At 72.5% G+C, this 24,511-nt stretch carries 21 protein-coding genes; 11 read left to right on the forward strand and 10 right to left on the reverse strand.

The window, feature by feature from the left end; genetic code table 11:
* Positions 1 to 118 precede the first annotated feature (118 nt).
* The gene (locus AC067A_RS00380; protein ID WP_478612414.1) at positions 119 to 1,039 is read right to left on the reverse strand and encodes a hypothetical protein; all 921 of its coding nucleotides are present in this window, start codon (positions 1,037 to 1,039) and stop codon (positions 119 to 121) included.
* A gap of 122 nt (positions 1,040 to 1,161) precedes the next feature.
* Here AC067A_RS00380 and AC067A_RS00385 point away from each other — a divergent pair, with 122 nt between their 5' ends.
* The 3 genes from AC067A_RS00385 to AC067A_RS00395 all read left to right on the forward strand — a co-directional run bounded on the left by AC067A_RS00385 (position 1,162) and on the right by AC067A_RS00395 (position 4,247).
* Entirely contained in the window at positions 1,162 to 1,620 is a 459-nt protein-coding gene (locus AC067A_RS00385; RefSeq protein ID WP_478612416.1) for a hypothetical protein, read from the forward strand.
* A gap of 204 nt (positions 1,621 to 1,824) precedes the next feature.
* Positions 1,825 to 2,904: a hypothetical protein gene (locus tag AC067A_RS00390; RefSeq protein WP_478612418.1), complete on the forward strand. Its 1,080-nt coding sequence runs from the start codon at positions 1,825 to 1,827 to the stop codon at positions 2,902 to 2,904.
* Between the two features lie 161 nt (positions 2,905 to 3,065).
* A complete protein-coding gene (locus AC067A_RS00395; RefSeq protein ID WP_478612421.1) occupies positions 3,066 to 4,247 on the forward strand; it encodes a hypothetical protein in 1,182 nt (393 codons plus the stop codon).
* A 94-nt stretch (positions 4,248 to 4,341) separates the two neighbouring features.
* Here AC067A_RS00395 and AC067A_RS00400 read toward each other — a convergent pair whose 3' ends face one another.
* Positions 4,342 to 4,701: a DUF192 domain-containing protein gene (locus AC067A_RS00400; protein ID WP_478612423.1), complete on the reverse strand. Its 360-nt coding sequence runs from the start codon at positions 4,699 to 4,701 to the stop codon at positions 4,342 to 4,344.
* A 40-nt stretch (positions 4,702 to 4,741) separates the two neighbouring features.
* On the opposite strand from AC067A_RS00400, the gene AC067A_RS00405 reads away from it, so the two are divergent.
* Complete coding sequence (locus AC067A_RS00405) at positions 4,742 to 5,482, forward strand: prepilin peptidase (RefSeq protein ID WP_478612425.1); 741 nt, start codon at positions 4,742 to 4,744, stop codon at positions 5,480 to 5,482.
* Between the two features lie 455 nt (positions 5,483 to 5,937).
* On the opposite strand, the gene mgrA is transcribed toward AC067A_RS00405, so the two are convergent.
* Entirely contained in the window at positions 5,938 to 6,975 is a 1,038-nt protein-coding gene (mgrA, locus tag AC067A_RS00410; protein ID WP_478612426.1) for an L-glyceraldehyde 3-phosphate reductase, read from the reverse strand.
* Positions 6,976 to 7,102: 127 nt separating this feature from the next.
* On the opposite strand from mgrA, the gene AC067A_RS00415 reads away from it, so the two are divergent.
* From AC067A_RS00415 to AC067A_RS00435, 5 genes are all read left to right on the forward strand, one after another.
* On the forward strand, positions 7,103 to 7,864 hold the full coding sequence (locus AC067A_RS00415; protein WP_367821361.1) for an isoprenyl transferase: 762 nt from the start codon (positions 7,103 to 7,105) through the stop codon (positions 7,862 to 7,864).
* Positions 7,865 to 8,160: 296 nt separating this feature from the next.
* Positions 8,161 to 9,486, forward strand: a complete 1,326-nt coding sequence (locus tag AC067A_RS00420) for a PhoH family protein (protein WP_478612431.1) — start codon at positions 8,161 to 8,163, stop codon at positions 9,484 to 9,486.
* Positions 9,487 to 9,865: 379 nt separating this feature from the next.
* Positions 9,866 to 10,570 (forward strand): aggregation-promoting factor C-terminal-like domain-containing protein, encoded by a 705-nt coding sequence (locus AC067A_RS00425; RefSeq protein WP_478612433.1) that lies wholly within the window; start codon positions 9,866 to 9,868, stop codon positions 10,568 to 10,570.
* A 146-nt stretch (positions 10,571 to 10,716) separates the two neighbouring features.
* On the forward strand, positions 10,717 to 12,186 hold the full coding sequence (locus AC067A_RS00430) for an AI-2E family transporter (RefSeq protein WP_478612436.1): 1,470 nt from the start codon (positions 10,717 to 10,719) through the stop codon (positions 12,184 to 12,186).
* Positions 12,183 to 12,857, forward strand: coding sequence for a hypothetical protein (locus AC067A_RS00435; RefSeq protein ID WP_478612439.1), 675 nt, complete (start codon positions 12,183 to 12,185; stop codon positions 12,855 to 12,857). The genes AC067A_RS00430 and AC067A_RS00435 overlap by 4 nt, the downstream gene beginning before the upstream one ends.
* Positions 12,858 to 12,914: 57 nt before the next feature.
* On the opposite strand, the gene AC067A_RS00440 is transcribed toward AC067A_RS00435, so the two are convergent.
* Both AC067A_RS00440 and AC067A_RS00445 read right to left on the reverse strand, forming a co-directional pair.
* Positions 12,915 to 13,448: an alkyl hydroperoxide reductase gene (locus AC067A_RS00440; protein WP_017239860.1), complete on the reverse strand. Its 534-nt coding sequence runs from the start codon at positions 13,446 to 13,448 to the stop codon at positions 12,915 to 12,917.
* Between the two features lie 16 nt (positions 13,449 to 13,464).
* Complete coding sequence (locus tag AC067A_RS00445; RefSeq protein WP_478612443.1) at positions 13,465 to 14,019, reverse strand: peroxiredoxin; 555 nt, start codon at positions 14,017 to 14,019, stop codon at positions 13,465 to 13,467.
* 135 nt (positions 14,020 to 14,154) lie between these two features.
* Here AC067A_RS00445 and AC067A_RS00450 point away from each other — a divergent pair, with 135 nt between their 5' ends.
* On the forward strand, positions 14,155 to 15,129 hold the full coding sequence (locus AC067A_RS00450) for a hydrogen peroxide-inducible genes activator (protein ID WP_478612446.1): 975 nt from the start codon (positions 14,155 to 14,157) through the stop codon (positions 15,127 to 15,129).
* Positions 15,130 to 15,273: 144 nt separating this feature from the next.
* On the opposite strand, the gene AC067A_RS00455 is transcribed toward AC067A_RS00450, so the two are convergent.
* From AC067A_RS00455 to AC067A_RS00465, 3 genes are read right to left on the reverse strand one after another with little or no spacing between them, the layout of a single operon-like run.
* A complete protein-coding gene (locus AC067A_RS00455) occupies positions 15,274 to 17,646 on the reverse strand; it encodes an FtsX-like permease family protein (protein WP_478612448.1) in 2,373 nt (790 codons plus the stop codon).
* Positions 17,643 to 18,326 carry an ABC transporter ATP-binding protein gene (locus AC067A_RS00460; protein ID WP_478612451.1) on the reverse strand — a complete coding sequence of 228 codons (684 nt, stop codon included), beginning with the start codon at positions 18,324 to 18,326 and terminating at the stop codon, positions 17,643 to 17,645. The genes AC067A_RS00455 and AC067A_RS00460 overlap by 4 nt, the downstream gene beginning before the upstream one ends.
* The gene (locus AC067A_RS00465; protein ID WP_478612454.1) at positions 18,323 to 18,847 is read right to left on the reverse strand and encodes a PadR family transcriptional regulator; all 525 of its coding nucleotides are present in this window, start codon (positions 18,845 to 18,847) and stop codon (positions 18,323 to 18,325) included. Before AC067A_RS00465 ends, AC067A_RS00460 begins: the two co-directional genes overlap by 4 nt.
* A gap of 277 nt (positions 18,848 to 19,124) precedes the next feature.
* Between AC067A_RS00465 and AC067A_RS00470 the strand changes: the two genes are divergently transcribed.
* Positions 19,125 to 21,329: a transglycosylase domain-containing protein gene (locus tag AC067A_RS00470; protein WP_478612457.1), complete on the forward strand. Its 2,205-nt coding sequence runs from the start codon at positions 19,125 to 19,127 to the stop codon at positions 21,327 to 21,329.
* Between the two features lie 69 nt (positions 21,330 to 21,398).
* Here the strand turns inward: AC067A_RS00470 and AC067A_RS00475 are convergent, their stop codons facing one another.
* A complete protein-coding gene (locus AC067A_RS00475; protein ID WP_478612460.1) occupies positions 21,399 to 23,444 on the reverse strand; it encodes a SpoIIE family protein phosphatase in 2,046 nt (681 codons plus the stop codon).
* A 312-nt stretch (positions 23,445 to 23,756) separates the two neighbouring features.
* The gene (gene fomD, locus AC067A_RS00480; protein WP_478612463.1) at positions 23,757 to 24,422 is read right to left on the reverse strand and encodes a cytidylyl-2-hydroxypropylphosphonate hydrolase; all 666 of its coding nucleotides are present in this window, start codon (positions 24,420 to 24,422) and stop codon (positions 23,757 to 23,759) included.
* Positions 24,423 to 24,511: the final 89 nt, after the last annotated feature.

The following is a 24,511-nucleotide window of genomic DNA, read 5'->3' on the forward strand; positions in this document are numbered from 1 at the left end:
GCGCCGCCCCGCGCACTCGCCCACCCGCTACCGCCGGCCCGCGTCCGATCGCCCGCCCCCGCAGGCGCGAACCCGCCCATCCGCCCGCCCCCGCCACCCCACCCCGCCTCCACCCCCGTCAAAGGGCCAGCGCCGCCAGGATCGTCGTGGTCATGTGGTGGGGGCGGGTGAAGACGTCGGTGGCTGTGAAGCGGAGGACGCGGCGGATCGGGGGGCAGGTCTGGAGGGCGTTGAAGCGGGCGATGTCGCGTTCGTGGGCGCGGCGGGTGCCGTGGAAGGCGTAGCCCTCGATCTCGACCGCGAGGCCGGCGGCGCGGAAGAGGAAGTCGGGGCGGAGGGGGAGGCCGGCGGGGGTGAGGAGGGTGGGCTGGGATTCGGGGAGGAGGCCGGCGTCGTGTATGCGGAGGCGGGCCACGGTCTCGGCGGGGGAGCCTGAGGCCGGTTCGGCCCAGGGCAGCCAGGCGAGGGCGCGGGCGGATCCCCGGCGGGGGGTGGAGAGTTCGGCGGCGAGGTCCTCGTAGCGGACGAGGGGAGCGCGGTGGATGCCGTCGACGGCGCGGCGGGCGAGGGCGGAGTCGGCGGCGACGACGGCTTCCTCGCGGCTGCGGGAGCCTCGTATGAGGTCGCCGACGGTGCGGGTGGGGGTGGTCGTGCGGAGTCCTCGACGGGTGGCGTGGTCGTGGTCCGTGAGGTGGGTGGTGGTGTGGATCCGCAGGTGGGGGTGGCGTGCGGAACGCGCCGGGGGACGGGCGGTGAAGTGGAGGAGCTCGGCCGGGACGTCGGGGTCCAGTTGTTCGATGCGGTGGAGGCGGGCGGCCGTTCCGTGGCTGCACACGAGGTCCGGGCGCAGGAGTTGGAGGGCCGTGGCGCGGAGGCGCCAGTCCACGTCTTTGCCGGGGGCCGCCCAGGCGCCCCGGCAGATCCGCTGCCAGCCGTCTTGGCGCAGGCGGCGGGAGAGTCGGCCCGGGGGCCAGCCCGCCGCGGCCGCCCAGGCCGTGAGGAGTACCCCGCCCCTGGCGAGGATCGCCAACTCGTACATACGCGCAACGATCCACGGAAGGGGGACAGTTCGCACCCCCTGTGGAAAACCCGTCGAAAGACGTCGTCAGGAAAGCGCAAAAGTGACGGGACGTACCCGCCGGGCAGGAGCATTCTGGACAGATGACGACGACTCCGAGCGAGATGCCGACGACGACTCCGAGCGAGATGCCGACGACGACTCCGAGCGAGATGCCGAGGGCGATGCCGGGCGAGACGCCCGGCGCGACTCCGAGCGTGCAGTTGGTCAGTGACCTGGTGACCCGGATCCCCGAGTTCCGGGATGTGTACGAGACCCATGTCTTCCATCAGGGCCGTGTGCTGCCGCACGTCTTCTTCTGGGACGTCGTGCAGGACACCGTCCGCTCCTTCCTCGGCGAGACCCCGACCGCGGCCGACTGGCGGCGCACGCTCGACTTCCTGGAGGAGCAGAGCCGCCGTGGGGTCGTCGGCATCGACGACGTCATCGTGACGTCGTTCCTCGGCGACCTGCCCTCGCCGCAGGAGCCGGGGCACGCCATCGTCGAGCAGCTCGGTCCCGTCATGGCCGCGAGGTTCGTGCGGATAAGGCCGCTCGGCTGATCCCGACTCGGCGATCGGCGCGCTCTCCGAGACCGAGGTGACGACTCGCCAGGTGATGCATCCGAAGCCCGCCCGACGACCTGTCCGCGGGAGTCGCCGGGCCCGTCGAACAGCGTCTAGTCCCCAGGGCCGTTGGGTATCGATGGTCGGGTAGGCGGGTCGGGGGTGGTGGCGCGCTCGCGCGCGGGGTGGAGGGATCGGAACGTGCTGACCGACGAGGACGTCCTGGCGGCCGTGCGGCGCAGCGTCGAGGAGCGTGGTGGGGGCGTCCGGGTGAGTCCCGAGGAGGCGGTGATCACCCGGCACCTGCTGATGGACGGGGAGATCCTGCGGTGCGTGGAGACCCGTACGGAGGAGGAGCGGTTCCACCAGGGGGCCGTCGACCTGTCGGAGTGGCCCGAGTACGACGCCGACCTCGGGGGGCACCGGATACCGGCTCCCAGGGATCCCGCGGCCGAGTCGACGCTGAAGCTGGTGCGCCGCGGTTCGAAGGACGACCGGTCCTGTGACTGCGGCAACGGCAAGGTGGCCTGTCAGCGGTGCAAGGGTGACGGTGACCTGCGGTGTGATCCGCGTACGACGTGCGGCGAGTGCCGTGGGATGGACTGCTGCCTGCGGTGCGACGGTTCCGGGAGGCGTACGCGCAAGGCCCGTGCCGGGGCGAAGGGGGACGGGGAGCGGACGGCGGGGCGCGTCGAGTGCGGGCAGTGCGGCGCGAAGGAGGCGGCGTGTGCCGGGTGCCTGGGGCGGGGCGAGGTGTCGTGCGCGCGGTGCGAGGGGACGGGAGCCCGTGCCTGTCCCGACTGCGATCGGGCGGGGACGGTGACGCACCGGCGGTGCGGGGGGAAGGCGCGGATCGTGACGTGGACCGAGGGGGTCGTCAGGAGGCGGCCGCGGGTCGAGGAGGTCAAGGTCTCGCCTTCCGGTCTGCCGTACTGGGCGCGGCAGCAGGCGCGTGAGCACGGGGACTGGCACCGCATCGACCTGGTCGGCGAGGGGGTGGGGCCGGCCGACGACGTCGACGAGGCGGTGGTGAAGAGCGTGGCGCCCCGGCTCCAGGCGCACGAGGGAGAGATAGCCCGACGGATCTCGCTGCGTCATCTGTCCCTCGCCCGGGTCACCCTGGCCGCTCATCCCCACCGGGTCTACTTCGTCATCCCCACGCGCGGGGAGCCGCGCGTCCTGGTCTGGCCCTCCCGGCGCCGGACCTGGCTGATCGCGGCCGTCGCGCTGGCCGTGCTGGCGGTCCTCGTCGTCGTCTCGCGGCTCGTCGGCGTCGTCTGAGGAGGGCACGGGGCCGCGCTTCCGGGCGGGGCCGGTCGAGGTCCCGCCTTTCCGGGTGGGGGCCGGTCGAGGTCCCGCGTTTCCGGGTGGGAGCCGGTCGGAGGTCCCGCGCTTCCGGGCGGGGGCCGGTCGAGAGGACGGCGGCCGGGATAATCGGACGCATGTCCCGGCCCGTCCTCCCTCGCACCCCGCTGCCCTCCGGCGCCCCCGCCCCCGCCCCCGCCCCCACGCGCACGCGTACGGGTCTCCGGGACCGCGTGCGTACCCCGCTCGCCGCCGCCCTCGCCGGTTACGTGGCGACCCGCCTGATCGGGCTCGGGGTCCTGGCGATCGTGGCCGCCGCGACCGGCAAGGACGGGCTGCACCGGCTCAAGGGGCGGTGGGACTCCGTCTGGTACGTGCGGATCGCCGAGCACGGGTACGGGTACGAGGTGCGGCTGCCGAACGGTGACGTCCACTCCGACCTGGCGTTCTTCCCGCTGTTCCCGGGGCTGGAGCGGGGGCTGTCGGAGGTGCTGCCGCTGGACGCGGGGAGCGCGGGGCTGGTCGTCGCGTGGAGTGCGGGGATCGCGGCGGCGTGGGGCGTCTACCGGTGCGGCGCCCATGTCGGCGGGGAGCGGGTGGGGGTGCTCCTCGCGGTGCTGTGGGGGGTGTATCCGACGGCGTTCGTGCAGTCGATGGCGTACACGGAGACGCTGTTCACCGCGCTGGCCGCGTGGTCGCTGTACGCGGTGCTGCGGGGGCGGTGGATCGTGGCCGGGGCGCTGTGCGCGGCGGCGGGGTTGACGCGGCCGACGGCGGCGGCGCTGATCGCCGCCGTCGGGATCACGGCGGTGGTGACGGTCGTCCGGGAGCGGAGGGTGTCGCCCCGGATGGCGGTCGGTGTGCTGGTCGCGCCGCTGGGGTGGCTGGGGTACATCGTGTATGTCGGGGTGCGGGAGGGGAGCGCGACCGCCTACTTCGACGTACAGGCCGCCTGGGGGAACTCGATCGACGGCGGTGTCGCCCTCGCCCGGTTCGTCGTGGGGCTGCCGTGGCCGGCGTCGCTGGGGCTGTGCGCGGCGCTGGCGCTGCTCGGCCGGCTGGTCGTGCTGTGCGTGCGGCAGGGGCAGCCGTTGCCGCTGCTCGTGTACACGGTAGGCGTCGTGTTCGTCTCGCTGGTCGGGGCGGCGTACTTCGGTTCCCGGCCGCGGCTGATGATGCCGGCCTTCGGGCTGCTCCTGCCGCCGGCCGCCGCCCTCGCGCGCGTGCGCCCCCGTACCGCCGTGCCCGTCCTCACGGCGCTCGCCCTCGGCTCCGCCGTGTACGGCGCCTTCACGCTCCTCGGTTCGGGCCCACCGTGACGCCCGCCGCACGGCCTGCCCGAGGCCGCACGGTCTGCCGAGGCCGGTCGGGCCGGTCCCGGTGCGGCGACCCGGGCCGTCCACCGGACGCCGGCTAGCTCCCGTCCGTCTCCACGCGCACGCGTACCCCGCGGCGCAGTCCCCATCCGGCCATGGCGCCCGCCTCGGCCTCCAGGACGTGGCGTCCGCGGAATCGGAGCATGCCGAGGCGGCCGGGGCGCATGGTGACGACGGAGAGGACCGTGAAGGAGCGGTCCAGGTAGGCGACGTCGATCGGGAACCGCATGCCGAAGGTGTGCACGCTGTTGGTCCGGACGATGAGGAGCGCACCCGGGACGCCCTCGCGGCCCAGGAGGCCCCGGCGCCTGGCGCGGTACGAGGCCGCGATCTCCAGTGGTACGCCGATCGAGTCGGGCGCCGTCAGCGTTCCCGTTCCGTCCTGCCATTTCCCCATGCGCCAGACCGTAGCGGCAGCGGGCCCTAGGGTCGGGTCCGTGTACGCCACGCTGATCGCCGTCGCCGCCCTGTGGGGAGCCGCCGCCGGGCTGTTCGTGCCCCGTGCGGCGTATCGCCTCGCCGTGGAGCCGGAGGAGCCGTGGCGGGACAGGTGCCCGGCGGGGCACGTGCTCGTCGGGCCGGCGCGGGGGTGGCTGGGCGGGCCGGGGCGGCGGGAGTGCGCGACGACCGGGGGGCCGTTCGTCGTGCCGGTGCTCACCGCGGGGGTCTGCGCGGCGCTGGCCGCCGCGACCGGCGGGCAGCCGCGGCCGGAGCTCGCGGTCTGGCTGCTCGGGGCGCCGTTCGCCGTCCTCCTCGCCTGTGTGGACGCGCGGGTGCACCGGCTGCCGGACGGGGTCACGCTGCCGCTCGCCGCCGCGGTGCCGCTGCTGCTCGGAGGGGCCGAGCTCCTGCCGTACGAGGCCGGGTCCTGGGTCCACGCGCTGCTCGGCGCGGCGGCGCTGGGCGGGGCCTATCTGCTGCTGTTCCTGATCAATCCGAGCGGTCTCGGCTTCGGTGACGTGAAGCTGGCGGTCCCGCTGGGGGCCGCGCTCGGCTGGTACGGCTGGGGAGTCCTGTTCAGCGGGGCCTTCGCGGGCTTCCTGTTGGGCGCGGTGTACGGCCTCGGTCTCGTCGCCCTCCGCCGTGCCGGGCGCTCGGCGGCGATTCCGTTCGGCCCGTTCATGCTGGCGGGCGCGCTCCTCGGACTGCTCCTCGGCGGATTCACCGCGCTGCCCTGACCCGCACGTCCGTGAGCCGCTCACCCCGCGCGCAGCGCCCGACGGGCCCGGCTGCTCTGCCCCGGACGCCCGCGCGTGGCAGGCCGCCGCCCCTGACTCGCCGCGTCCGTCCGGCTGCGTCGCGTCAACGCCGTACCTCTCGGGGGCGGTCCCCCTTGGGAGGGACGGAAGTCCGCCGCCACGCCGGGGCGCAAACCCGCCACGGGGCCTCGGAGGCCTTGTCCCGCTTGGGGTCCGGGGAATCCGGGGCGGTTCGTTCGCCGCACCTGGCGCGCAGGACGACTAACGAAGGGTTATGGTGGAAACCCCCCCTCGGGCCGGTCCGTATCCCCCCCACGGACCGGCCCGTTTTCTTTTCCCCGGCCGTCGGGGGAGGCGACCCGGGGTCCCGCGCGGGCCCGGAGGCTCGCGGAGGCCCGGGCGTCCCGCGGAGGCCCGGGCGTCCCGCGGAGGCGTCAGCCCCGGCCGGCCCAGATGTTGGTGCCCGCGGTGTCGACCGCGAAGGTGTCGATCTCCTTGAGCTCCTCGGCGGTGAGCGGCGCGGCGGTGAGCGCGGCGACGTTCTCCTCCAGCTGGGCGACGCTGGACGCGCCGATCAGGGCCGAGGTCATCCGCTCGTCGCGCAGCACCCAGGACAGCGCCAGCTGGGCCAGGGACTGCCCGCGCCGCTCGGCGATGGCCGCGAGGCCGTGGAGGCGCCGGAGGACCTCGTCGGAGAGCAGGTTCGGGTCGAGGGACTTGCCCTGGGTGGCCCGGGAGCCCTCGGGGATGCCCTTCAGGTACTTGCCGGTGAGCAGGCCCTGGGCGAGCGGCACGAAGGAGATGCAGCCCATGCCGGCCTCCTCCAGGGTGTCGAGGAGGCCGTCCTCCTCGGTCCAGCGGTTGATCATCGAGTACGACGGCTGGTGGATGAGGGGCCGGACGCCCATGTCCTGGAGGATCCGGGCGGCCTCGGCGGTCTGCTCGCTGCTGTACGAGGAGACGCCGACGTACAGCGCCTTGCCCTGCTGCACGGCGGAGGCCAGGGCCCCCATCGTCTCCTCCAGCGGGGTGTGCGGGTCGAAGCGGTGCGAGTAGAAGATGTCGACGTAGTCGAGGCCCATCCGCTTCAGGGAGGCGTCGAGGGAGGACATCAGGTACTTGCGGGAGCCCCACTCGCCGTAGGGGCCCGGGTGCATCTCGTAGCCGGCCTTGGTCGAGACGATCAGCTCGTCGCGGTAGGGCGCGAAGTCCTGGGCGAAGATCTTGCCGAAGTTCAGCTCGGCGGAGCCGGGCGGCGGCCCGTAGTTGTTGGCGAGGTCGAAGTGGGTCACGCCGAGGTCGAAGGCGCGGCGCAGGATCGCCCGCTGGGTGTCGAGCGCCTTGTCGTCGCCGAAGTTGTGCCAGAGGCCGAGCGAGACGGCCGGGAGCTTGAGGCCGCTGCGGCCCGAGCGGCGGTACTCCATGGCGTCGTAGCGGTCCGCGGAGGCGCGATACAGGGGGGAATCAGTCACGTATCTCTGCTTATCACGGACTTGTGACAGTCCCGGGCTGGGAGCCTGTAGCCCGTCCGCAGTAGTGTGGCCGCTTGCGGACCGCCGCCGCCTGGCGGACCGCCGGTGCATGGAGGGGTAAAGAACAGTGAACCTGCGCGACCTGGTGTACGGGCTCTACGCACGCCGGGTGGAAGGCCGCCTCGACCACGCCCAGGTGCCCAAGCACATCGGAGTCATCCTCGACGGGAACCGGCGCTGGGCCAAGGCGTCCGGCGGGACCCCCGAGCAGGGCCACAAGGCCGGCGCGGACAAGATCCAGGAGCTGCTGGGCTGGTGCGCCGAGACGGACGTCGAGGTCGTCACGCTCTGGATGCTCTCCACGGACAACCTGAACCGGCCCGAGGAGCAGCTCGTCCCGCTGCTCGGCATCATCGAGAACGCGGTGCGTTCGCTGGCCGCCGACGGCCGCTGGCGGGTCAACCACGTCGGCACGATGGACCTGCTGCCCGCGCGTACCCAGTCCGTGCTGAAGGAGGCCGAGCAGGCCACCCACGCCAACACGGGGATACTCGTCAACGTGGCGGTGGGCTACGGCGGCCGGCAGGAGATCGCGGACGCGGTCCGCTCGCTGCTCCTGGAGCACGCGGAGCGCGGGACGAGCTTCGAGGAGCTCGCCGAGATCGTGGACGTCGAGCACATCTCGGAGCACCTGTACACGCGCGGACAGCCCGACCCGGACCTGGTGATCCGGACGAGCGGCGAGCAGCGGCTGTCCGGGTTCATGCTGTGGCAGAGCGCGCACTCCGAGTACTACTTCTGCGAGGTCCACTGGCCGGCCTTCCGCAAGGTCGACTTCCTGCGGGCGCTCCGGGACTACGCGGCCCGGCACCGGCGCTACGGCACCTGATCCCTTCGCGGACATTCCTGGTCGGAACCGATCATCTCGTGTTCACGAACACGTCGTCATATGCCGTGGCATGGCAGGCCCTGTTCGAGGGCATATCCCAGGTGAAGTGAGCGGCACGGAGACCGCCACCCGGGAGGCCCCTTGCACCAGGACGACCGTGCGGGACAAGCACGGGAGAAGCGGAGGGCCGTGGTTCGGCCCGCGCATCGCGGCCTGAGCCCGGTCCCATTCCGCAGCGACACCGGTTCCGTCGCACCCCGACCTCACAGGGGTCTTCCGAGGGGGTCTGTCCTTCCGTGGTGACCAGCACGAAGCGCCGCCTTTCCGACCGGCGCACCTATGTTCTCGACACCAGCGTCCTGCTGGCCGACCCCAACGCCTTCTCGCGCTTCGAGGAGCACGAGGTGGTGCTCCCGATCGTCGTCGTGACGGAGCTGGAGGCCAAGCGGCACCATCCCGAACTCGGCTACTTCGCCCGGCAGGCCCTGCGTCTGCTCGACGACTTCCGGGTCCGGTACGGACGCCTCGACGCCCCCCTCCCCGTCGGGGAGCTGAGCGGCACCCTGCGTGTCGAACTCAACCATTCCGACCCCGGCGTCCTGCCCGCCGGCTACAGGTTGGGGGACAACGACTCACGGATCCTCGCGGTCGCGCGCAACCTCCAGGCCGAGGGGTACGACGTCACGGTCGTCTCCAAGGACCTGCCGCTGCGCATCAAGGCCTCGTCGGTGGGCCTCCTCGCCGAGGAGTACCGCGCCGAGCTCGCCATCACGGACGCCAACGGCTGGACCGGGATGTCGGAGCTCGCGCTCTCCGGCGAGCAGGTGGACCTGCTCTTCGAGCAGCACACGCTGTACGTGCCGGAGGCCGCCGAGCTTCCGGTGCACACGGGCCTGGTGCTCCAGTCGGAGCGCGGCAAGGCGCTCGGCCGGGTCACCGCCGAGGGGAACGTACGACTGGTCCGGGGCGACCGGGAGGCCTTCGGGCTGCACGGCCGCAGCGCCGAGCAGCGGATCGCGCTCGATCTGCTCCTCGACCCGGACGTCGGCATCATCTCCATGGGCGGCCGGGCCGGCACCGGCAAGTCCGCGCTGGCCCTCTGCGCGGGCCTGGAGGCGGTCCTGGAGCGCCGGCAGCACCAGAAGGTGATGGTCTTCCGTCCGCTGTACGCGGTCGGCGGCCAGGAGCTCGGGTACCTGCCGGGCAGCGAGTCCGAGAAGATGAGCCCGTGGGCCCAGGCGGTGTTCGACACGCTGTCCTCGGTCGCGAGCCGCGAGGTCATCGAGGAGGTGCTCGGGCGCGGGATGCTGGAGGTCCTGCCGCTCACGCACATCCGGGGCCGGTCCCTCCACGACGCGTTCGTCATCGTCGACGAGGCCCAGTCCCTGGAGAGGAACGTCCTGCTGACCGTTCTGTCCCGTATCGGGGCGAATTCGCGGGTCGTGCTGACCCATGACGTCGCCCAGCGGGACAACCTCAGGGTCGGCCGGTACGACGGAGTCGTCGCCGTGGTCGAGAAACTGAAGGGGCATCCGCTCTTCGCCCACGTCACCCTCACCCGTTCCGAGCGTTCCCAGATCGCCGCGCTCGTGACGGAGATGCTGGAGGACGGTCAGATCTGACCCGATTCGTACGCCTCTGTACGCGTACGGCAGTTGGCGCCGCCCGGCAAAGCGCAGGAGCTTAGCCGGGCGGCGCCGCGCTGTCCTGCGTAACGTCGAAAACTCGTGCCTCTGCAGAGGTGTGAGCTTTCACACGCAACACGGAATTGCCTTGCGGTGTCGCCGTCCGGCAGAGTCTTGCTTCCGTCAGGCCCCGCATACGGCACACGTGCACCCTCAGGGGTGCGCACAGCACCGCACAACTCAACAGCCGTCCGCCGTATGCCGCCCACAGCACCACGGGCCCGTGTCTTCTGTGACCCCGTACGTCGGAGACCAGCGCCAGGGGCACGATTTCGCCCGCGTGGTCACCTGTGCGGGCGTGCTGGAAGGAAACCGTGTGAGCCGGATCTCGGTCCGGGGATTCGCGGTGGCTTCGGCCACTGCGGTCACCACCGTCGGCGCCGTTGTCGGCGTCGCCTCGGGCAACGCCGCCCAGGCCACCTCCGACGACAACTTCGAGGCCACCGCGGCCGATGCCACCCTGCTCGCGGACATCCCCGCGGGCTCGCAGGCACAGGTGCAGGTCTCGTCCCTGTCGGAGCAGGCCGACGTCCAGGCCGCCGCCGCCGACTCGGCCGCGAAGAAGTCCGCGGAGGAATCGGCCCGTCTCCGCGCCGCCAAGGACGCCGAGGCGAAGAAGGAGGCGGCCGACAAGGCCGCCAAGGCCGAACAGGAGCGCAAGGAAGCCGAGGAGCGCGCCAGCCGCGACTCCGTCCGCGACGCCTCCACCTTCTCCGCGCAGGGCTCGTACACCATCGCCGAGGTCAAGGCGATCGCCCGCCAGATGATCCCGGCCTCGCAGTTCCAGTGCTTCAGCAACATCGTGGACCACGAGTCCGGCTGGAACTACCGCGCGACCAACCCGTCTTCGGGTGCCTACGGTCTCGTGCAGGCCCTGCCGGGCTACAAGATGCAGTCCGCCGGCGCCGACTGGCAGACCAACCCGGCCACCCAGATCAAGTGGGGCCTCAACTACATGGACAGCCGCTACGGCAGCCCGTGCGGTGCCTGGCAGTTCTGGCAGGCCAACCGCTGGTACTAGTACCGGCCTGCTCAACCTGGGGGAGCCCCTCACCGTCCTACGGTGGGGGGCTTCTTCCGTGTAGGTTTCGAAGCCCCGTGCCCCGCGGGGGAGACGAGCGGGGCACCGACCACGGGGGAAGAGCCGGCGGGGGGAAGAGGGAAGAGATGTCGAGAGTGCCAGGGTGGCTGGGCCGACTGGGCGAGAGCCTGAGCCGCATGAGTGAACGCCTCGACGAGCGCAGAGCCGAGGCCGAACGCGAGGACCCGATCGGTCCGCCGTACGAGGAGCAGCGGCGGGCCCCGTACGGCACGCCCGGCGAGGGCCGCGACGGCGCGACCGCCCCCGCGGCGGGCGGCGCGGAGAGCGGCCCGGACACCGCCCCGACCCTTCCGGACGCCGGGGACACCGCGGCCGAGGGCGCCGCCGAGCCGGGCCGCTCCGTACCCGCGCCCCCTTCGTACGCGCCGGCCGTGGCCGCCCCTCCCGACCCCGTCGCCGCCATCCCGTGGGGCATGCGCGTCGCCGCCGAGGCGGGCTGGCGACTGCTCGTCCTCGCCGGCACGGTCTGGGTCCTGATGAAGGTGATCAGCTCCGTCCAGCTGGTCGTCCTCGCCTTCGTCGCCGCGCTGCTCGTCACCGCCCTGCTCCAGCCCACCGTGGCCATGCTGCGCAGGAAGGGCCTGCCCCGCGGGCTCGCCACCGCGGTCACGGCCGTCTCCGGCTTCGTCGTGATGGGCCTGGTCGGCTGGTTCGTGGTCTGGCAGGTCATGGACAACATCGACAACCTGTCCGACCAGGTCAAGGACGGCATCGAGGAGCTCAAGCGAGGACTCCTCAACAGCCCCTTCCACGTCACCGAGCAGCAGATCAACGGCATCGCGAAGAACCTCAGCGACTCCGTCGGCACCAACGCCGAACAGATCACCCAGGTCGGACTGCAGGGCGTCACCGTCGTCGTCGAGGCGCTCACCGGCATCCTGCTCGCCATGTTCTCGACGCTCTTCCTGCTCTACGACGGGAAGAAGGTCTGGGAGTGGACGCTCAAGCTGGTCCCCGCCCAGGCGCGGCCGGGCGTCGCCGGCGCCGGCCCGCGCGCCTGGCGCACCCTCACCGCCTACGTCCGCGGCACGGTCCTCGTCGCCCTCATCGACGCCGTCTTCATCGGCCTCGGACTCTGGTTCCTCGACGTGCCCATGGCCGTGCCGCTCGCCGTCTTCATCTTCCTCTTCGCCTTCATCCCGCTGGTCGGCGCGGTCGTCTCCGGCGCCCTCGCGGTCGTCGTCGCCCTCGTCACCAACGGGCTCTTCACCGCCCTGATGGTGCTCGTGGTCGTCCTCGCCGTCCAGCAGATCGAGGGCCACGTCCTCCAGCCCTTCATCCTCGGCCGCGCCGTACGGGTCCACCCGCTCGCCGTCGTCCTCGCGGTCGCGGCCGGCGGTCTGACCGCCGGCATCGGCGGCGCGGTCGTCGCCGTCCCGCTCGTCGCCGTCACCAACACGGTCGTCGGCTACCTCCGCGCGTACAACCACGAACAGGCCCTGCGCAGCACGCCGGAGCCGCGCGGGGCGACCGCGTTCGAGGTGGCGCCGACACCGGCGCCCGGCACGCGCGCCGCGAAGGGGGACGGCAAGTGATATCGGAACCCGAGTTCACGGGCGGGGTGGAGTTCGACGAGCCCGAGGTGCTCACCGCGTCCCCGCCGCCCGGTCCGCCGCGCGCCCGCCGGCCGTGGCTCTGGGCGCTCGGCGGCGCGGTCCTGGCGTCCGCGGTGTGGGGCGGCGGACTCTACGCGTACGCGCGGCAGAAGGATCCGGGGCCGGACCTGGGCGGGTACAAGCCGGCGGAGGACCTCTGCGAGGTCGCGGAGCTCAAGGCGCTCGGCGTGGTCCTCGGCAAGCGGTTCCAGGACGGTGCCAGTCCCGTCATGGACGATCCCGCGGTCAGCGAGTCGTCGTGCTACACCACGTTCGGGCGGGTGGACACCGGACCGAGCGCCTCCGTCACGTACACCCTGCACAAGGTGAGCGACCCCGGGCCGGAGTTCGCGGCGCGGGCGCAGCAGTTCGGCATCCTGCAGAAGATCGACGGAGTCGGCGAGCAGGCCTTCTTCGACGACGAGAGCGGGCAGGGCGGCAGGCTCCGGATCCTCGACGGCCAGGTGGAGATCGAGTTGGCGATCTCCACCCGGGACGGGATGGAAGTGAACGGCAAGCCGGTCGACACCGGGCCGCCGGTGGACCTCTCCGGGATCGACGTGCCGATGATGCAGGACGCGCTGGCCCTCATGAAGGCCCTCAAGAAATGACGGAAGGGCCCCGGGGGACGAACCCCGGGGCCCTTCTCGTACGACGACGGTCACGCCCTACTCGGCGAGCACCGCTTCCGCGTCGAGGGTGACGCCGACCGCCTGGATCACTGCGGCGATCTTCACGGCCTCCTGGATGGTGGCGCGGTCGACACCGGCCTGGCGCAGGACCTGCTCGTGCGAGTCGAGGCACTGGCCGCAGCCGTTGATCGCGGAGACGGCCAGCGACCACAGCTCGAAGTCGACCTTCTCGACGCCCGGGTTGCCGATGACGTTCATCCGCAGGCCGGCGCGCAGCGTCCCGTACTCGGGGTCCGACAGCAGGTGCCGGGTCCGGTAGAAGACGTTGTTCATCGCCATGATCGCGGCGGCGGACTTGGCCGCCTGGTACGCCTCGGGCTTCAGGTTGGCCTGGGCCTCGGGCTCCAGCTCCTTGAGGACCTTCGGCGAGCGCGAGGCGATCGCGCAGGCCAGGACGGTGCCCCACAGCTGCTGCTGGGGAAGGTCGCTGTTGCCGATGACCGAGCCGAGGTTCAGCTTCAGGTCCTTGGCGAAGTCCGGTATGGCGGACTTCAGTTCGTCGAGAGCCATCTCAGATCATCCGCCCTTACTCGCCGGAGAGGAGGGCGGCGGCGTCGAGGGTGTTCTCGCCCTTGTTCCAGTTGCACGGGCACAGCTCGTCGGTCTGCAGGGCGTCGAGGACCCGCAGGACCTCCTTGGGGTTACGGCCGACGGAGCCGGCGGTCACCATGACGAACTGGATCTCGTTGTTCGGGTCGACGATGAAGACGGCACGCTGGGCGAAGCCGTCCGCGCCCTGGACGCCGCACTCGCTCATGAGCTCGTGCTTGGAGTCGGCCAGCATCGGGAAGGGCAGGTCACGCAGGTCGGCGTGGTCCTTGCGCCAGGCGTGGTGGACGAACTCGGAGTCGCCGGAGACGCCGAGGATCTGGGCGTCGCGGTCGGCGAACTCGTCGTTCAGCTTGCCGAACGCGGCGATCTCCGTCGGGCACACGAAGGTGAAGTCCTTCGGCCAGAAGAACACCACGCGCCACTTGCCCTCGTAGGCCTTGTGGTCGATCTGCTCGAACTCCTTGCCGCTCTCCAGCGACACGCAGGCGGTCAGGTCGTAGGTGGGGAACTTGTCACCGACAGTGAGCACGCGCTCTCCTTGCACAGCAGGAAGGGTCCCTTTTGAGGTCTTCCGTGGGGGTTGGACGACTCGCACAGCATGGCACGGAGTGCATTGATCAGTGAAATAGCTAGAGTGGTTCGTGTTGATCGAAGGTGGTTATCAGTGGCGTCCCCGTACAACCCCCCACACGGCCCGCACCGCGGCAAGCAGCCCAGCCTTTCGCAGCTCAGGGCGTTCGTGGCGGTCGCCGAGCATCTGCACTTCCGCGATGCGGCGGCGGCCATCGGCATGAGCCAGCCCGCGCTCTCGGGCGCGGTTTCGGCTCTCGAAGAGGCACTCGGTGTCCAGCTCCTCGAGCGTACGACGAGAAAGGTGCTGCTCTCGCCCGCGGGGGAGCGGCTCGCGGTGCGCGCGCGGGCCGTCCTCGACGCCGTGGCGGAGCTCATGGAGGAGGCCGAGGCGGCCCAGGCCCCCTTCACCGGAGTGCTGCGGCTCGGCGTGATCCCCACCGTCGCGCCCTACCTGCTGCCGACCGTCCTGCGGCTCGTCCACCGGCGCTACCCGGAGCTCGACCTCCAGGTCCACGAGGAGCAGACCGCCACCCTCCTGGAGGGGCTCGCGGCCGGCCGGCTCGACCTGCTGCTGCTCGCCGTCCCGCTCGGCGTGCCCGGCGTCACCGAACTCCCGCTCTTCGACGAGGACTTCGTGCTCGTCACCCCGCAGGGGCATCCGCTGGCCGGACGGGAGGACATCCCGCGCGACGCGCTCAAGGAGCTCAGGCTGCTCCTCCTCGACGAGGGCCACTGCCTGCGCGACCAGGCACTCGACATCTGCCGGGAGGCCGGCCGCACGGACGGCGCCGAGGTCACCACCACCGCGGCCGGGCTCTCCACCCTGGTCCAGCTGGTGGCCGGCGGCCTCGGGGTGACCCTGCTGCCGCGCACCGCCGTCACGGTCGAGACCGCCCGCAACACCGCCCTGTGCACCGGCCTCTTCGCCGAACCCGCCCCCACCCGCCGGATCGCCCTCGCCATGCGCACGGGCGCGGCCCGCCACGCCGAGTTCGGGGAACTGGCCGAGGCCCTCCGCGAGGACATGGCCGCGCTGCCGGTACGCGTGGCGGGCGGGGGTTCCTGAGGTCGCCGCGCCGCGCCGCGCCGGGACCGCCGGGGCACGTGGACGGGCGGCGGGGGTGCGGGCGGCACACGGCACGGGCGGCGGCTCCTGAGACCCCCCGGTGTCAGGAACCGCCGCCCGCCGCCCGTACATCCGCCCGGAGGGTTACTCCGTGCGCAGGCCGTCCGCCCGCATCAGCCGCCACAGGACGGGCATGCTCAGCAGCGTCACCGCGGCGATGAGCGCGAGCCCGATCCCGACGACGGGCAGGAAGACCCACCAGTCCTGGACCGTCTGCCCGCCCATCCGCAGCAGGACGAATCCGAGACCGAGCCCGCCCGCCACGGCGAGGGCGAGTCCGAGCGCGATCGGCACCGCCGTCTGCCAGAGCACCGACCAGCTCAGGGTGGAGCGCCGGGTGCCGAAGGCGATCAGCGAGGAGAGCAGCCGCTTGCGGTCCCTGAGCTGCTCCAGGGTCGTGACCAGGAGCGAGGCCGCCACCAGGAGCATCGTCAGGGTGGAGCCGACGAGGATGCCGGTGCGGACGCTGGAGAACGCCGCGTCCCGCTGGGTGTCCTGGAGCGTGTGGACCCAGGAGGTCGGGTCGATGGCGGCCGCCGTGTTCCGCACGTGGTCAGCGGCGTCGGGCACCGCCGGGTCGAGCCGGACCATGGTCTGCGCGTCGGGCTCGTCGAGCAGGGCGGCGTCGATCGCCTTCGGGGTGGCGAGGACCCCGTACTGGTACGTGCCCGTCGGGTCCGGGCGGGAGTCGACGACCCTGGCGTCGGCGGGGACGCGCCACTGCGGCACCGGGCCGTCCGCCGGGCGCTTCGGGGCGCTCGGGTGCGGATACGGGTCGCGCAGGGCGACCGTGGCGCCGGGCCGGGCGGCCCGGGTGACGAAGGAGTCGGGCGGGGTGCCCTGCGCTCCGTGCCCGAGGAAGACGAAGACGTCGCCGTCCGCGCAGGAGGGCAGGGTGGCGAACTCCTCGAGGGAGGCGCAGTCGCCGACCCTGATCGACGCCGTGGGGGCGAACTCCTCGCCGTCCTTCAGGGGGCCGGCCCGCCAGACGTGCGACTCGACGACGCCGATCACGCCGGTGACGCCCTCGGTCCCGGCGAAGCGGGCGATCATGCCCCGCGCGTCGGCGGCGTCCTTCGCGTCGGCGCCGATCGAGATCTGGGCGCGGGTGGTGTCCTCGCCGGTGCTCAGCGTGAAGTCGTTCTCCATCGACTGGAAGAGCATCTGGAGCGCGATCGCCCCGGTCGCCGCGACGACGATGCCGCTGACCGCGCGGGCGGCGGTGCCGCTGCTCAGCTGGAGCCTGCGGACGGCGAGTTGCCAGGCCACCGGCCCGGCGTGCAGTCGCTTCACGCCGGCCTCGACGAGCCACGGCAGGAGCGTGGTGAGGCCGATCAGGGCGAGCGTGGTGCCGGTCACCACGCCCACGGTGTCGATGCTCGTCTCGGTCACCTGAACGTCGCCGACGAGGGGCACGAGCACGGCCGCGCCGGCCGCGAGCAGCAGCAGCCGCCACCACAGCCGGCGGCGGCGCGGCGTGGCGGTCCGGACGACGCCGAGCGGCTCGATCGCCACCCCGCGCAGCGCGAAGAGGGCGACCACGACGGAGGCGACCGGCACCGACGCGAGGACGAGGGCCGCGAGCGCGGGCATCGGCACGACGTCGGAGGGGTAGGCGTTGACGTCCCAGATGGTGAAGGCCCCGGCGAACTGCCGGGCCGCCGCGAAGAGTCCGAGGCCCACGAGGAGGCCGAGGAGCGCGCCCGCGACGGACTCGCCGGCCGCGATCCGCCGGGTCATGGCGGTGTCGGCGCCGACCAGGCGGAGCGCCGCGAGCCGCCGGTCGCGCTGTTCGCCGCCGAAGCGGACGGCGGTCGCGACGAAGACCAGCACCGGAAGGAGCAGTACGACGCAGGCGACGACGACGAGGAGGATCAGGAAGGCGTTCAGCGGCTCCTCGGGCACGGACCACCCGTAGCGGACGCCGCGCCCGTCGAAGTTGTCGGTGTCGAGGAAGCCGACGTGGGCGACGTACCGCAGCTCGGCCGGGCCGATGAGTCCGGCCGGCCCGATCGTCCCGGCCACCCTGTAGGGGAGCCGTTCCCTGAGCAGGGCGCCGTCGGGGGAGTCGAGCAGGTCGCGGAGGGCGGGGGAGACCAGCATCTCGCCGCGCGCGGGGAACGCGTCCGCGCCCGGGGGGACCGGGGGCGCGTCGCCCTCGGGGCGCAGCAGCAGTCCGCTGATGGCGTCGTCCCGGTGGACGGTGGTCCGGCCGAGGTGGAGAAAGCTGTCCGGCCGCGGGGCGTCGACCTGCTCGCTGCCGTCGACGGCGCGGACCGACTCCCGCACCTCCCGCTGGAAGAGCATGTTCGGGAAGGAGGAGGCGAGCAGCAGCAGGGCCACGCCGAAGCCGACGCCGGTCGCGGTCAGCAGGGTGCGGAGCAGGCCGGAGCGGCCGCCGGTGACCGCGAACCGGGCGCCGAGCGCCAGGTCGCGGGCCCAGGTCCGGAGTGTCATGCCGCCCACTCCGCGTCCCGGACGGACCCGTCCCGTACGACGATCTCGCGGTCGGAGTAGGCGGCGACCCGGGCCTCGTGGGTGACGAGGACGACGGCGGCGCCGGTGTCGCGGGAGGCGTCGGTGAGCAGCCGCATGACCCGCTCGCCGTTGAGGGAGTCGAGGGCGCCGGTCGGTTCGTCGGCGAAGATCACGCGCGGGGCGGTGACGAGGGCGCGGGCGACGGCGACGCGCTGGCCCTGACCGCCGGATATCTCGCCGGGGCGCTTGGCCGCGGTGTCGTCGACCTCCAGGCGGGCCATCCACTCGACGGCCCTGGCCTCGGCCGCCTTCCGCTTCGCGCCGCCCAGCCGGAGCGGCAGGGCGACGTTCTCGACGCAGGTCAGCTCGGGGACGAGCCGGCCGAACTGGAAGACGAACCCGAAGTCGGTACGGCGCAGGGAGCTGCGCGCGCCGTCGGAGAGGGCGGTGAGCTCGCGTCCGTCGTAGACGATGGTGCCCGCGTCGGGGCGCACGATGCCGGCCAGGCAGTGCAGGAGCGTGGACTTGCCGGAGCCGGAGGGGCCCATGACGGCGACGACCTCGCCGGCCCGGAGGGAGAAGTCGGCGCCCGAGAGCGCGGGGGTCGGCCCGTAGGCCTTGTCGAGGCCGGTGGCCCTGAGCAGCGGGGTGGCGGTCATCGGCGGATCTCCTCGGCGAGCCGGTCGAGACGGGCGGCGGTCAGTTCCAGCCAGCGCAGGTCCGCTTCCAGGTGGAAGAGGGCGTGGTCGCAGATCAGCTGGTCGGCGAGGTCGCCGTCCTTCTTGCGGCGGGTGAGCTCGCGCATCAGGCGCAGGTGCTCGGCGCGCTGGGTGTCGAGGAGCCCGGCGGCCCCGCGGCCCGTGAGGAGGGCGAGGACGACCTTGGTGTAGAGCGTCGACTGGAGGTACGGCTCCGGCTTCTCCGGGGTGGTGAGCCACTGGGCGACATCGGTGATGCCGGCCTCGGTGATCGCGTACCGCTTCCGCTCGGGGCCGCCGCCGGCCTCGATGCCGTCGACGACGACCAGGCCGTTCTTCAGGAGCCTGGACATGGTCGAGTAGACCTGGCCGTAGTGGAGCGGCCGGTCGTGGCCGAACTTCTCGTCGAAGGCGCGCTTGAGGTCGTAGCCGTGGCGCGGGCCGGACTCCAGGAGTCCCAGGAGGGTGTGACCGATGGACATGCCGCTCACTGTACACGCGGTGTATACGCACGATGTATAGCGGCAGGGCGCTGTTCCGGAGGCAGTTCCTCCGCTTTTTGGTGTGTACGGCAGGGGCAACCATCCGGCTCCGGAGAGCGTCGGTTCCCCTGGGGACAGGTGCTGATTGTCACGTCATGAAAAGGCGTGATCGGTTGTCCTTTGTCCGCCTCGCCGGTGTTAGCTTGCTGAGCTGATCCGGCGTGGGCGAACAGAGGCCGGGGCGCCGAGACACACGACGAGCGGAGCGACAGGACCCATGGGCCGACCCGACAAGAGCACGGCGAAGAAGCGCGGCATACGCCGCCTCTTCACCTGGAGGAAGCTGCTGGGCACCTTCTTCGTCTGCTGCCTGCTCGCCATGGGCGCCCTGTACGTCGTCTACCTCCTGGTCCCCGTGCCCTCGGCCAACGCCGAGGCGACCATGCAGAGCAACATCTACAAGTACTCCAACGGAAAGATCCTCGCCCGCACCGGCGAGATCAACCGCGAGATCGTCGGCCTGGAGAAGATCCCCGAGAAGGTCCAGAAGGCGTTCGTCGCCGCCGAGAACAAGTCCTTCTACCGGGACAACGGCGTCGACATCAAGGGCACCACCCGCGCCGCCTGGTCCACCATCACGGGCAAGGGCAAGCAGGGCGGCTCGACCATCACCCAGCAGTACGTCAAGAACTTCTACCTGAGCCAGGACCAGACGGCGACCCGCAAGCTCAAGGAAATGGTCATCGCCATCAAGGTCGACGACGAGATGAGCAAGAGCGACATCCTCGCCGGCTACGTGAACACCAGCTACTACGGGCGCAGCGCCTACGGCATCCAGGCCGCCGCCCGCTCGTACTACGGCGTCGACGCCACCCAGCTCACCACCGCCCAGGGCGCCTACCTCGCCTCGCTGCTCCAGGCGCCCAACCAGTACGACTGGAACTCCGCGAGCACCACCGGCCGCAAGCTCGTCGAGGAGCGCTGGAACTACGTCCTCGACAACATGGTCGGCGAGGGCTGGCTCTCCGCCTCCGAGCGCGCCGGGATGAAGTTCCCCGTGCCGCAGAAGCCCAAGCCCGCCCCCGGCATGGAGGGCCAGACCGGCTACATCGTCGAGGCCGCCAACCAGGAGCTGATGCGCCAGGGCGTCAGCGAGGAGGACATCAAGGCCGGCGGCTGGACCATCACCCTCAACATCGACGAGAAGCGGCAGAAGGACCTCGTCAAGGCGGTCGACAAGGAGCTGGAGTCCAAGATCGACCGCAAGGGCGACAAGAAGCAGGCCACCATCCAGGCCGGCGCCACCTCCGTCGACCCGAAGACCGGCGCGGTCGTCGCGATGTATGGCGGCGTCGGCGCCACCGAGCACTGGATGTCCAACGCGACCCGCCGCGACTACCAGCCCGCCTCCACCTTCAAGCCCCTCGTCCTCGCCTCCGCCATCGACAACCACTCGGTCACCCAGGACGGGCGCAAGATCGGCCTCGGCACCATCTACGACGGCAACAGCCGCCGCCCGGTCGTCGGCAGCGACATCCCGTTCGCGCCGGAGAACGAGGACGACGACGACTACGGTCCCGTCACCGTCCAGAAGGCCACCAACAGCTCGATCAACTCGGTCTACGCCCAGATGATCGTCGACGTCACCCCGGCCAAGGTGAAGAAGACCGCCCTCGCCCTCGGCATGAAGGACGGCGTCGACTTCCCCGAGTCCCCCGCCATCTCCCTCGGCACCATGGGCGCCTCGACCCTGGACATGGCCGGTGTCTACGCCACGCTCGACAACCACGGCCGTAAGGTCACCCCGACCCTGGTGAAGTCGGCCACCCACCGGGACCGCACCGTCGAACCGGTGAAGGCCATCGGCGACCAGGTCATCACCCGCACCGCCGCCGACACCGCCACCAAGGCGATGACGGGCGTCGTGACGAGCGGCTCCGGCTTCCGCGCCGCCGGCGACTACGAGGCCGCCGGCAAGACCGGCACCTCCGAGAACAACCGCTCCGCGTGGTTCGTCGGCTACACCCCCGAACTCGTCACCGCCGTCGGCCTCTTCGGCGAGGACGCCAAGGGCAACCAGGTCACCCTCACCGACACCATCAACCAGGGCCGCGCCAACGGTGGCCGTACGCCCGCCCAGATCTGGGGCGACTACACCGAGCGCGCGCTGAACGGCGGCTCGGACGCCTCCTTCGACCTGGAGACCGAAGGCGCCGACACCGAGCTGCCGGACCCGGGCGCCACCACCGAGGCCCCTGAGGACGAGCCCACCGACGCGCCGACCACCGCGTCCCCGGACCCGACCACGACGCCGAGCAGGACGACCGTCCCGCCCACGGAGCCGACGCGTACGCCCGTCACGCCTCCGACGGAGCCCACGCAGGAGCCCACGACCGAGGAGCCGTCCCCGCCGCCGTCGATCGAACCGCCGGACGCGGGCACCGACCCCGTCCAGGGCGGCGACAACCGTCCCCCGCAGTAGCCGGCGACCACACGGCGAAGGCCGGACCCCCGAGGGGTCCGGCCTTCGCCGTCGTCCAGGCCCGCCGGGTCAGTTCCGGGTGGCCAGCTCGAACCAGACGACCTTGCCGCCCGAGAGGCGGGTCGCCCCCCACCGGCGGGCCAGCCGGTTCACCAGGAAGAGACCGCGACCGCCCTCGTCCGTGTCCCGCGCCCGCCGCTGCCGGGGCAGCTGAGGAGAGTCGTCGCCGACCTCGCAGCGCAGCACGTCCGTACGGAGCAGCCGCAGGGTCACCGGCCGCTCCGCGTACCGCACGGCGTTCGTCACGACCTCGCTGATCAGCAGCTCGACCGAGTCCGTCAGCTCCTCCAGGTCCCAGCGGGCGAGCGCCCGCCGGGCCAGCCGGCGGGCCCGCCCCGGGGCCGCGTCCTCCGGCTCCAGGAACCAGTACGCCACGTCGCTCGGCGCGATCCCGTCGAAACGGGCCGCGAGCAGCGCGATGTCGTCGTCCCGGTCGCCCGGACCCAGCATGTCGAGGACGTCGTCGCAGAGCGCCTCCAGGGGCGGCGAGTGGTCGGGGCCGGTCAGCTGCGCGGTCGCCGCCAGGCGCTCCCGCAGCTGCTCGATCCCGGTCCACACGTCCCGCAGCCGGGACTCGACCAGACCGTCGGTGTAGAGGAGCAGCGTGGCGCCCGCCGGGGCGTCCAGCTCCACCGCCTCGAAGTCGACCCCGCCCACCCCGATCGGGGCGCCGGGCGGCACCCGCAGCACCTCCGCGCGCCCGCCCAGGTGGAGCAGTATCGGCGGCGGATGACCCGCGTTGGCGACCGTGATCCGGTGCGAGACCGGGTCGTACACCGCGTACATGCAGGTCGCCATCCGGTCCTGGCCGAGCCGCTGCGCCTGCTCGTCCAGGTGGTGCAGGACCTCCTGCGGCGGCAGGTCGAGGCCGGCCAGGGTCTGCGCGGTGGTGCGCAGCTGGCCCATGATCGCCGCCGACGTCATGGAGTGGCCCATGACGTCGCCGACGACCAGGGCGACCCTGCTGCCGGGCAGCGGGATCGCGTCGTACCAGTCGCCGCCGACCCGGGCCGTCTCGGCGGCCGGCAGATAGCGGGAGGCCAGCTTCACGCCGGTCGGCTGCGGCAGCGAGTCCGGCAGCATCGTCCGCTGGAGCTCGTCCGCGATGTACGCCTCGCGGCCGTACAGCACGGCCTTGTCGATGCCGAGCGCGGTGTGCGTGGCCAACTGCGCCGCGACGAGCAGGTCGTTCGGCTCGAAGCCGGCCCGCTCGGGGCGGCGCAGGAACACGGCCGCGCCGATCACCCGGCGCCGGCCGCGCAGCGGCGCGAGGACCGCCCGCAGGCCGCCGGGCAGCGGGTGGTCGGGGCCGAGCAGCTCGCCCAGCGCCGTCTTCGCGGCCGCGGAGTCGCCGAAGACCGGCCGCACCCCGCGCAGCACCTCGGCCAGCGCGCCACCGGACCGCACCTCGCAGAGTTCGGCCGCGGGGGTCGGATCCGGATCGGGTACGAGCATCAGCTCCTCGCCGTCCAGTTCGCTTAACCGGAGCCGGTCCGTGCGGCGCAGCCGCAACACGAACGGCGCCACCGGCCGCTCGTCGCCCACCGGCAGCGGATCGCGGAGGTAGACGAGGATCTCGTCCGAGAAGGTCGGCACGCTGGCCCGGCACAGACCGAGCACGATCTCGTCCAGGTCGATGCCGCGCGCGATGCGCCGGGTCGCGGCGCCGACGAACCGCAGCCGGTCGCCCTCGCGCCGTCCCGCGGTGTCCCCGCCCCCGGCGCCGCCGGGCGGCTGCGGGGCCACGGCGACCGCCACGGCTCCGGGGCCGCCCGGCGGATGGGGCGAACCCGGGGACGGCGGCACGCCGGGGGAGTGCGGGGAGCCCGGTGCGCCGGTGCCCGCCGGGCCGCCGTTGCCGGCGGGCACCGTCCGCCCGGGTGCCGCGGGCGTGTCCGTGCCGGGGGCGGGGGCCGACCGGCCCGCCGGTCCGCCCGGCTGGGCGGGCACGTCGGAGGGCAGGCCGGCCGCCGCCTCCTGGCGAGGGCGCGCGCGTTCCTGCGGCCGGGCAGCCAGGGGCTGTCGGCCTTCGTGGGAGGTGGGATGCTCCGTCACGCGTGGGGTTCCGTCCGTCCGGGCCGGTGGTGCGATGCACTCGCTCTTCTCGCCGATGCCGCGCCTTCGCCGGGGGTAAACCCCTCGTGTGCAGCGGATGTGGACGTTCCGCGAGATGCGGCAACGGCAGGGGTCGGAACACCCGGGCGCACGTCCGGCACTGTTCTTCCCCTTCGTGGATGACTTGTGGTCAGGTCCTGCGCCGTACTGAGTCCTTGACGTGTCGTTCGGTCGGTCCGACGGGCCGTTCGATCCGCTTCTGCCGTGCGGAGGACGATCCTACGTTTGAACCCCGGGGGCGCATCAAGGGTCTCACGGCGCCGTGTGCGCCGGAGTGCGGTCCCAGTCGGCCGGCAGCTCCGGAACCTTCCATGCCGGATCGGGCCGCCAGTCCTCCCAGCCGTCCGCGAACGGCGCGCCCCACTCCCGGATCCGCCGCACCGCCCGCTGCCCGGCGGCCTGGACCAGGGCCGCCTGTTCCGGGGCCATCAGACCGGACCGCTGGGCCTGCGCGAACTCGTCCTCGTCCCGCCACAGCCAGCTGCGGTCGGGGTAGACGGAGATGTCGAGGAAGTGGTCCTCGGAGTCGAAGCCGCCGGACCACCGGACCCGCGGCTCCTCCAGGTTCACGTACCAACTGCGGAAGCGCCAGCCGCGCTCCCAGAACAGCCAGACCGACCACGGCTCGTCGGGCCGTGCCAGCTTCAGCACCCCGCTGCCCGACCAGCGCGCGCGCTCGGTGGTGCGCGGCGCCGTGTAGCGGGTGGCGAGCGGCTCGTCGTGCACCGGGGTGCCGTCGGCGAGCACGGGGCGGACGCACTCGGTGCCGGGCGCCATCCAGACCGCGAGCAGTTCGGGCGTGTCCTGGACGACCGTCACCGGTCGGCAGATGTGCACCTCGCCGGTGCCGTTGCCGCGGTAGCGCCAGAGGATGTGATCCCCCGGCACCCAGTGCTGAGAGCCGCCCGATCCTGTCATGCGCAGATCTTAGGGGCGCGCTCCCACGGCCGCTGCGGTACAGGTCACGGATGAGTCAGCCACCCGCCGGACGGGGCGGGGCCCGTCCG

The organism is Streptomyces sp. NPDC043176, from assembly GCF_056436715.1.

Excerpts from the sequence above, each read along its gene's own strand:
- AC067A_RS00380 (WP_478612414.1), bottom strand. The coding sequence starts at position 1,039 with ATGTACGAGTTGGCGATCCTCGCCAGGGGCGGGGTACTCCTCACGGCC.
- AC067A_RS00385 (WP_478612416.1), top strand. The coding sequence starts at position 1,162 with ATGACGACGACTCCGAGCGAGATGCCGACGACGACTCCGAGCGAGATG.
- AC067A_RS00395 (WP_478612421.1), top strand. The coding sequence starts at position 3,066 with ATGTCCCGGCCCGTCCTCCCTCGCACCCCGCTGCCCTCCGGCGCCCCC.
- AC067A_RS00400 (WP_478612423.1), bottom strand. The coding sequence starts at position 4,701 with ATGGGGAAATGGCAGGACGGAACGGGAACGCTGACGGCGCCCGACTCG.
- AC067A_RS00430 (WP_478612436.1), top strand. The coding sequence starts at position 10,717 with ATGTCGAGAGTGCCAGGGTGGCTGGGCCGACTGGGCGAGAGCCTGAGC.
- AC067A_RS00440 (WP_017239860.1), bottom strand. The coding sequence starts at position 13,448 with ATGGCTCTCGACGAACTGAAGTCCGCCATACCGGACTTCGCCAAGGAC.
- AC067A_RS00455 (WP_478612448.1), bottom strand. The coding sequence starts at position 17,646 with ATGACACTCCGGACCTGGGCCCGCGACCTGGCGCTCGGCGCCCGGTTC.
- AC067A_RS00460 (WP_478612451.1), bottom strand. The coding sequence starts at position 18,326 with ATGACCGCCACCCCGCTGCTCAGGGCCACCGGCCTCGACAAGGCCTAC.
- AC067A_RS00465 (WP_478612454.1), bottom strand. The coding sequence starts at position 18,847 with ATGTCCATCGGTCACACCCTCCTGGGACTCCTGGAGTCCGGCCCGCGC.
- AC067A_RS00470 (WP_478612457.1), top strand. The coding sequence starts at position 19,125 with ATGGGCCGACCCGACAAGAGCACGGCGAAGAAGCGCGGCATACGCCGC.
- fomD (WP_478612463.1), bottom strand. The coding sequence starts at position 24,422 with ATGACAGGATCGGGCGGCTCTCAGCACTGGGTGCCGGGGGATCACATC.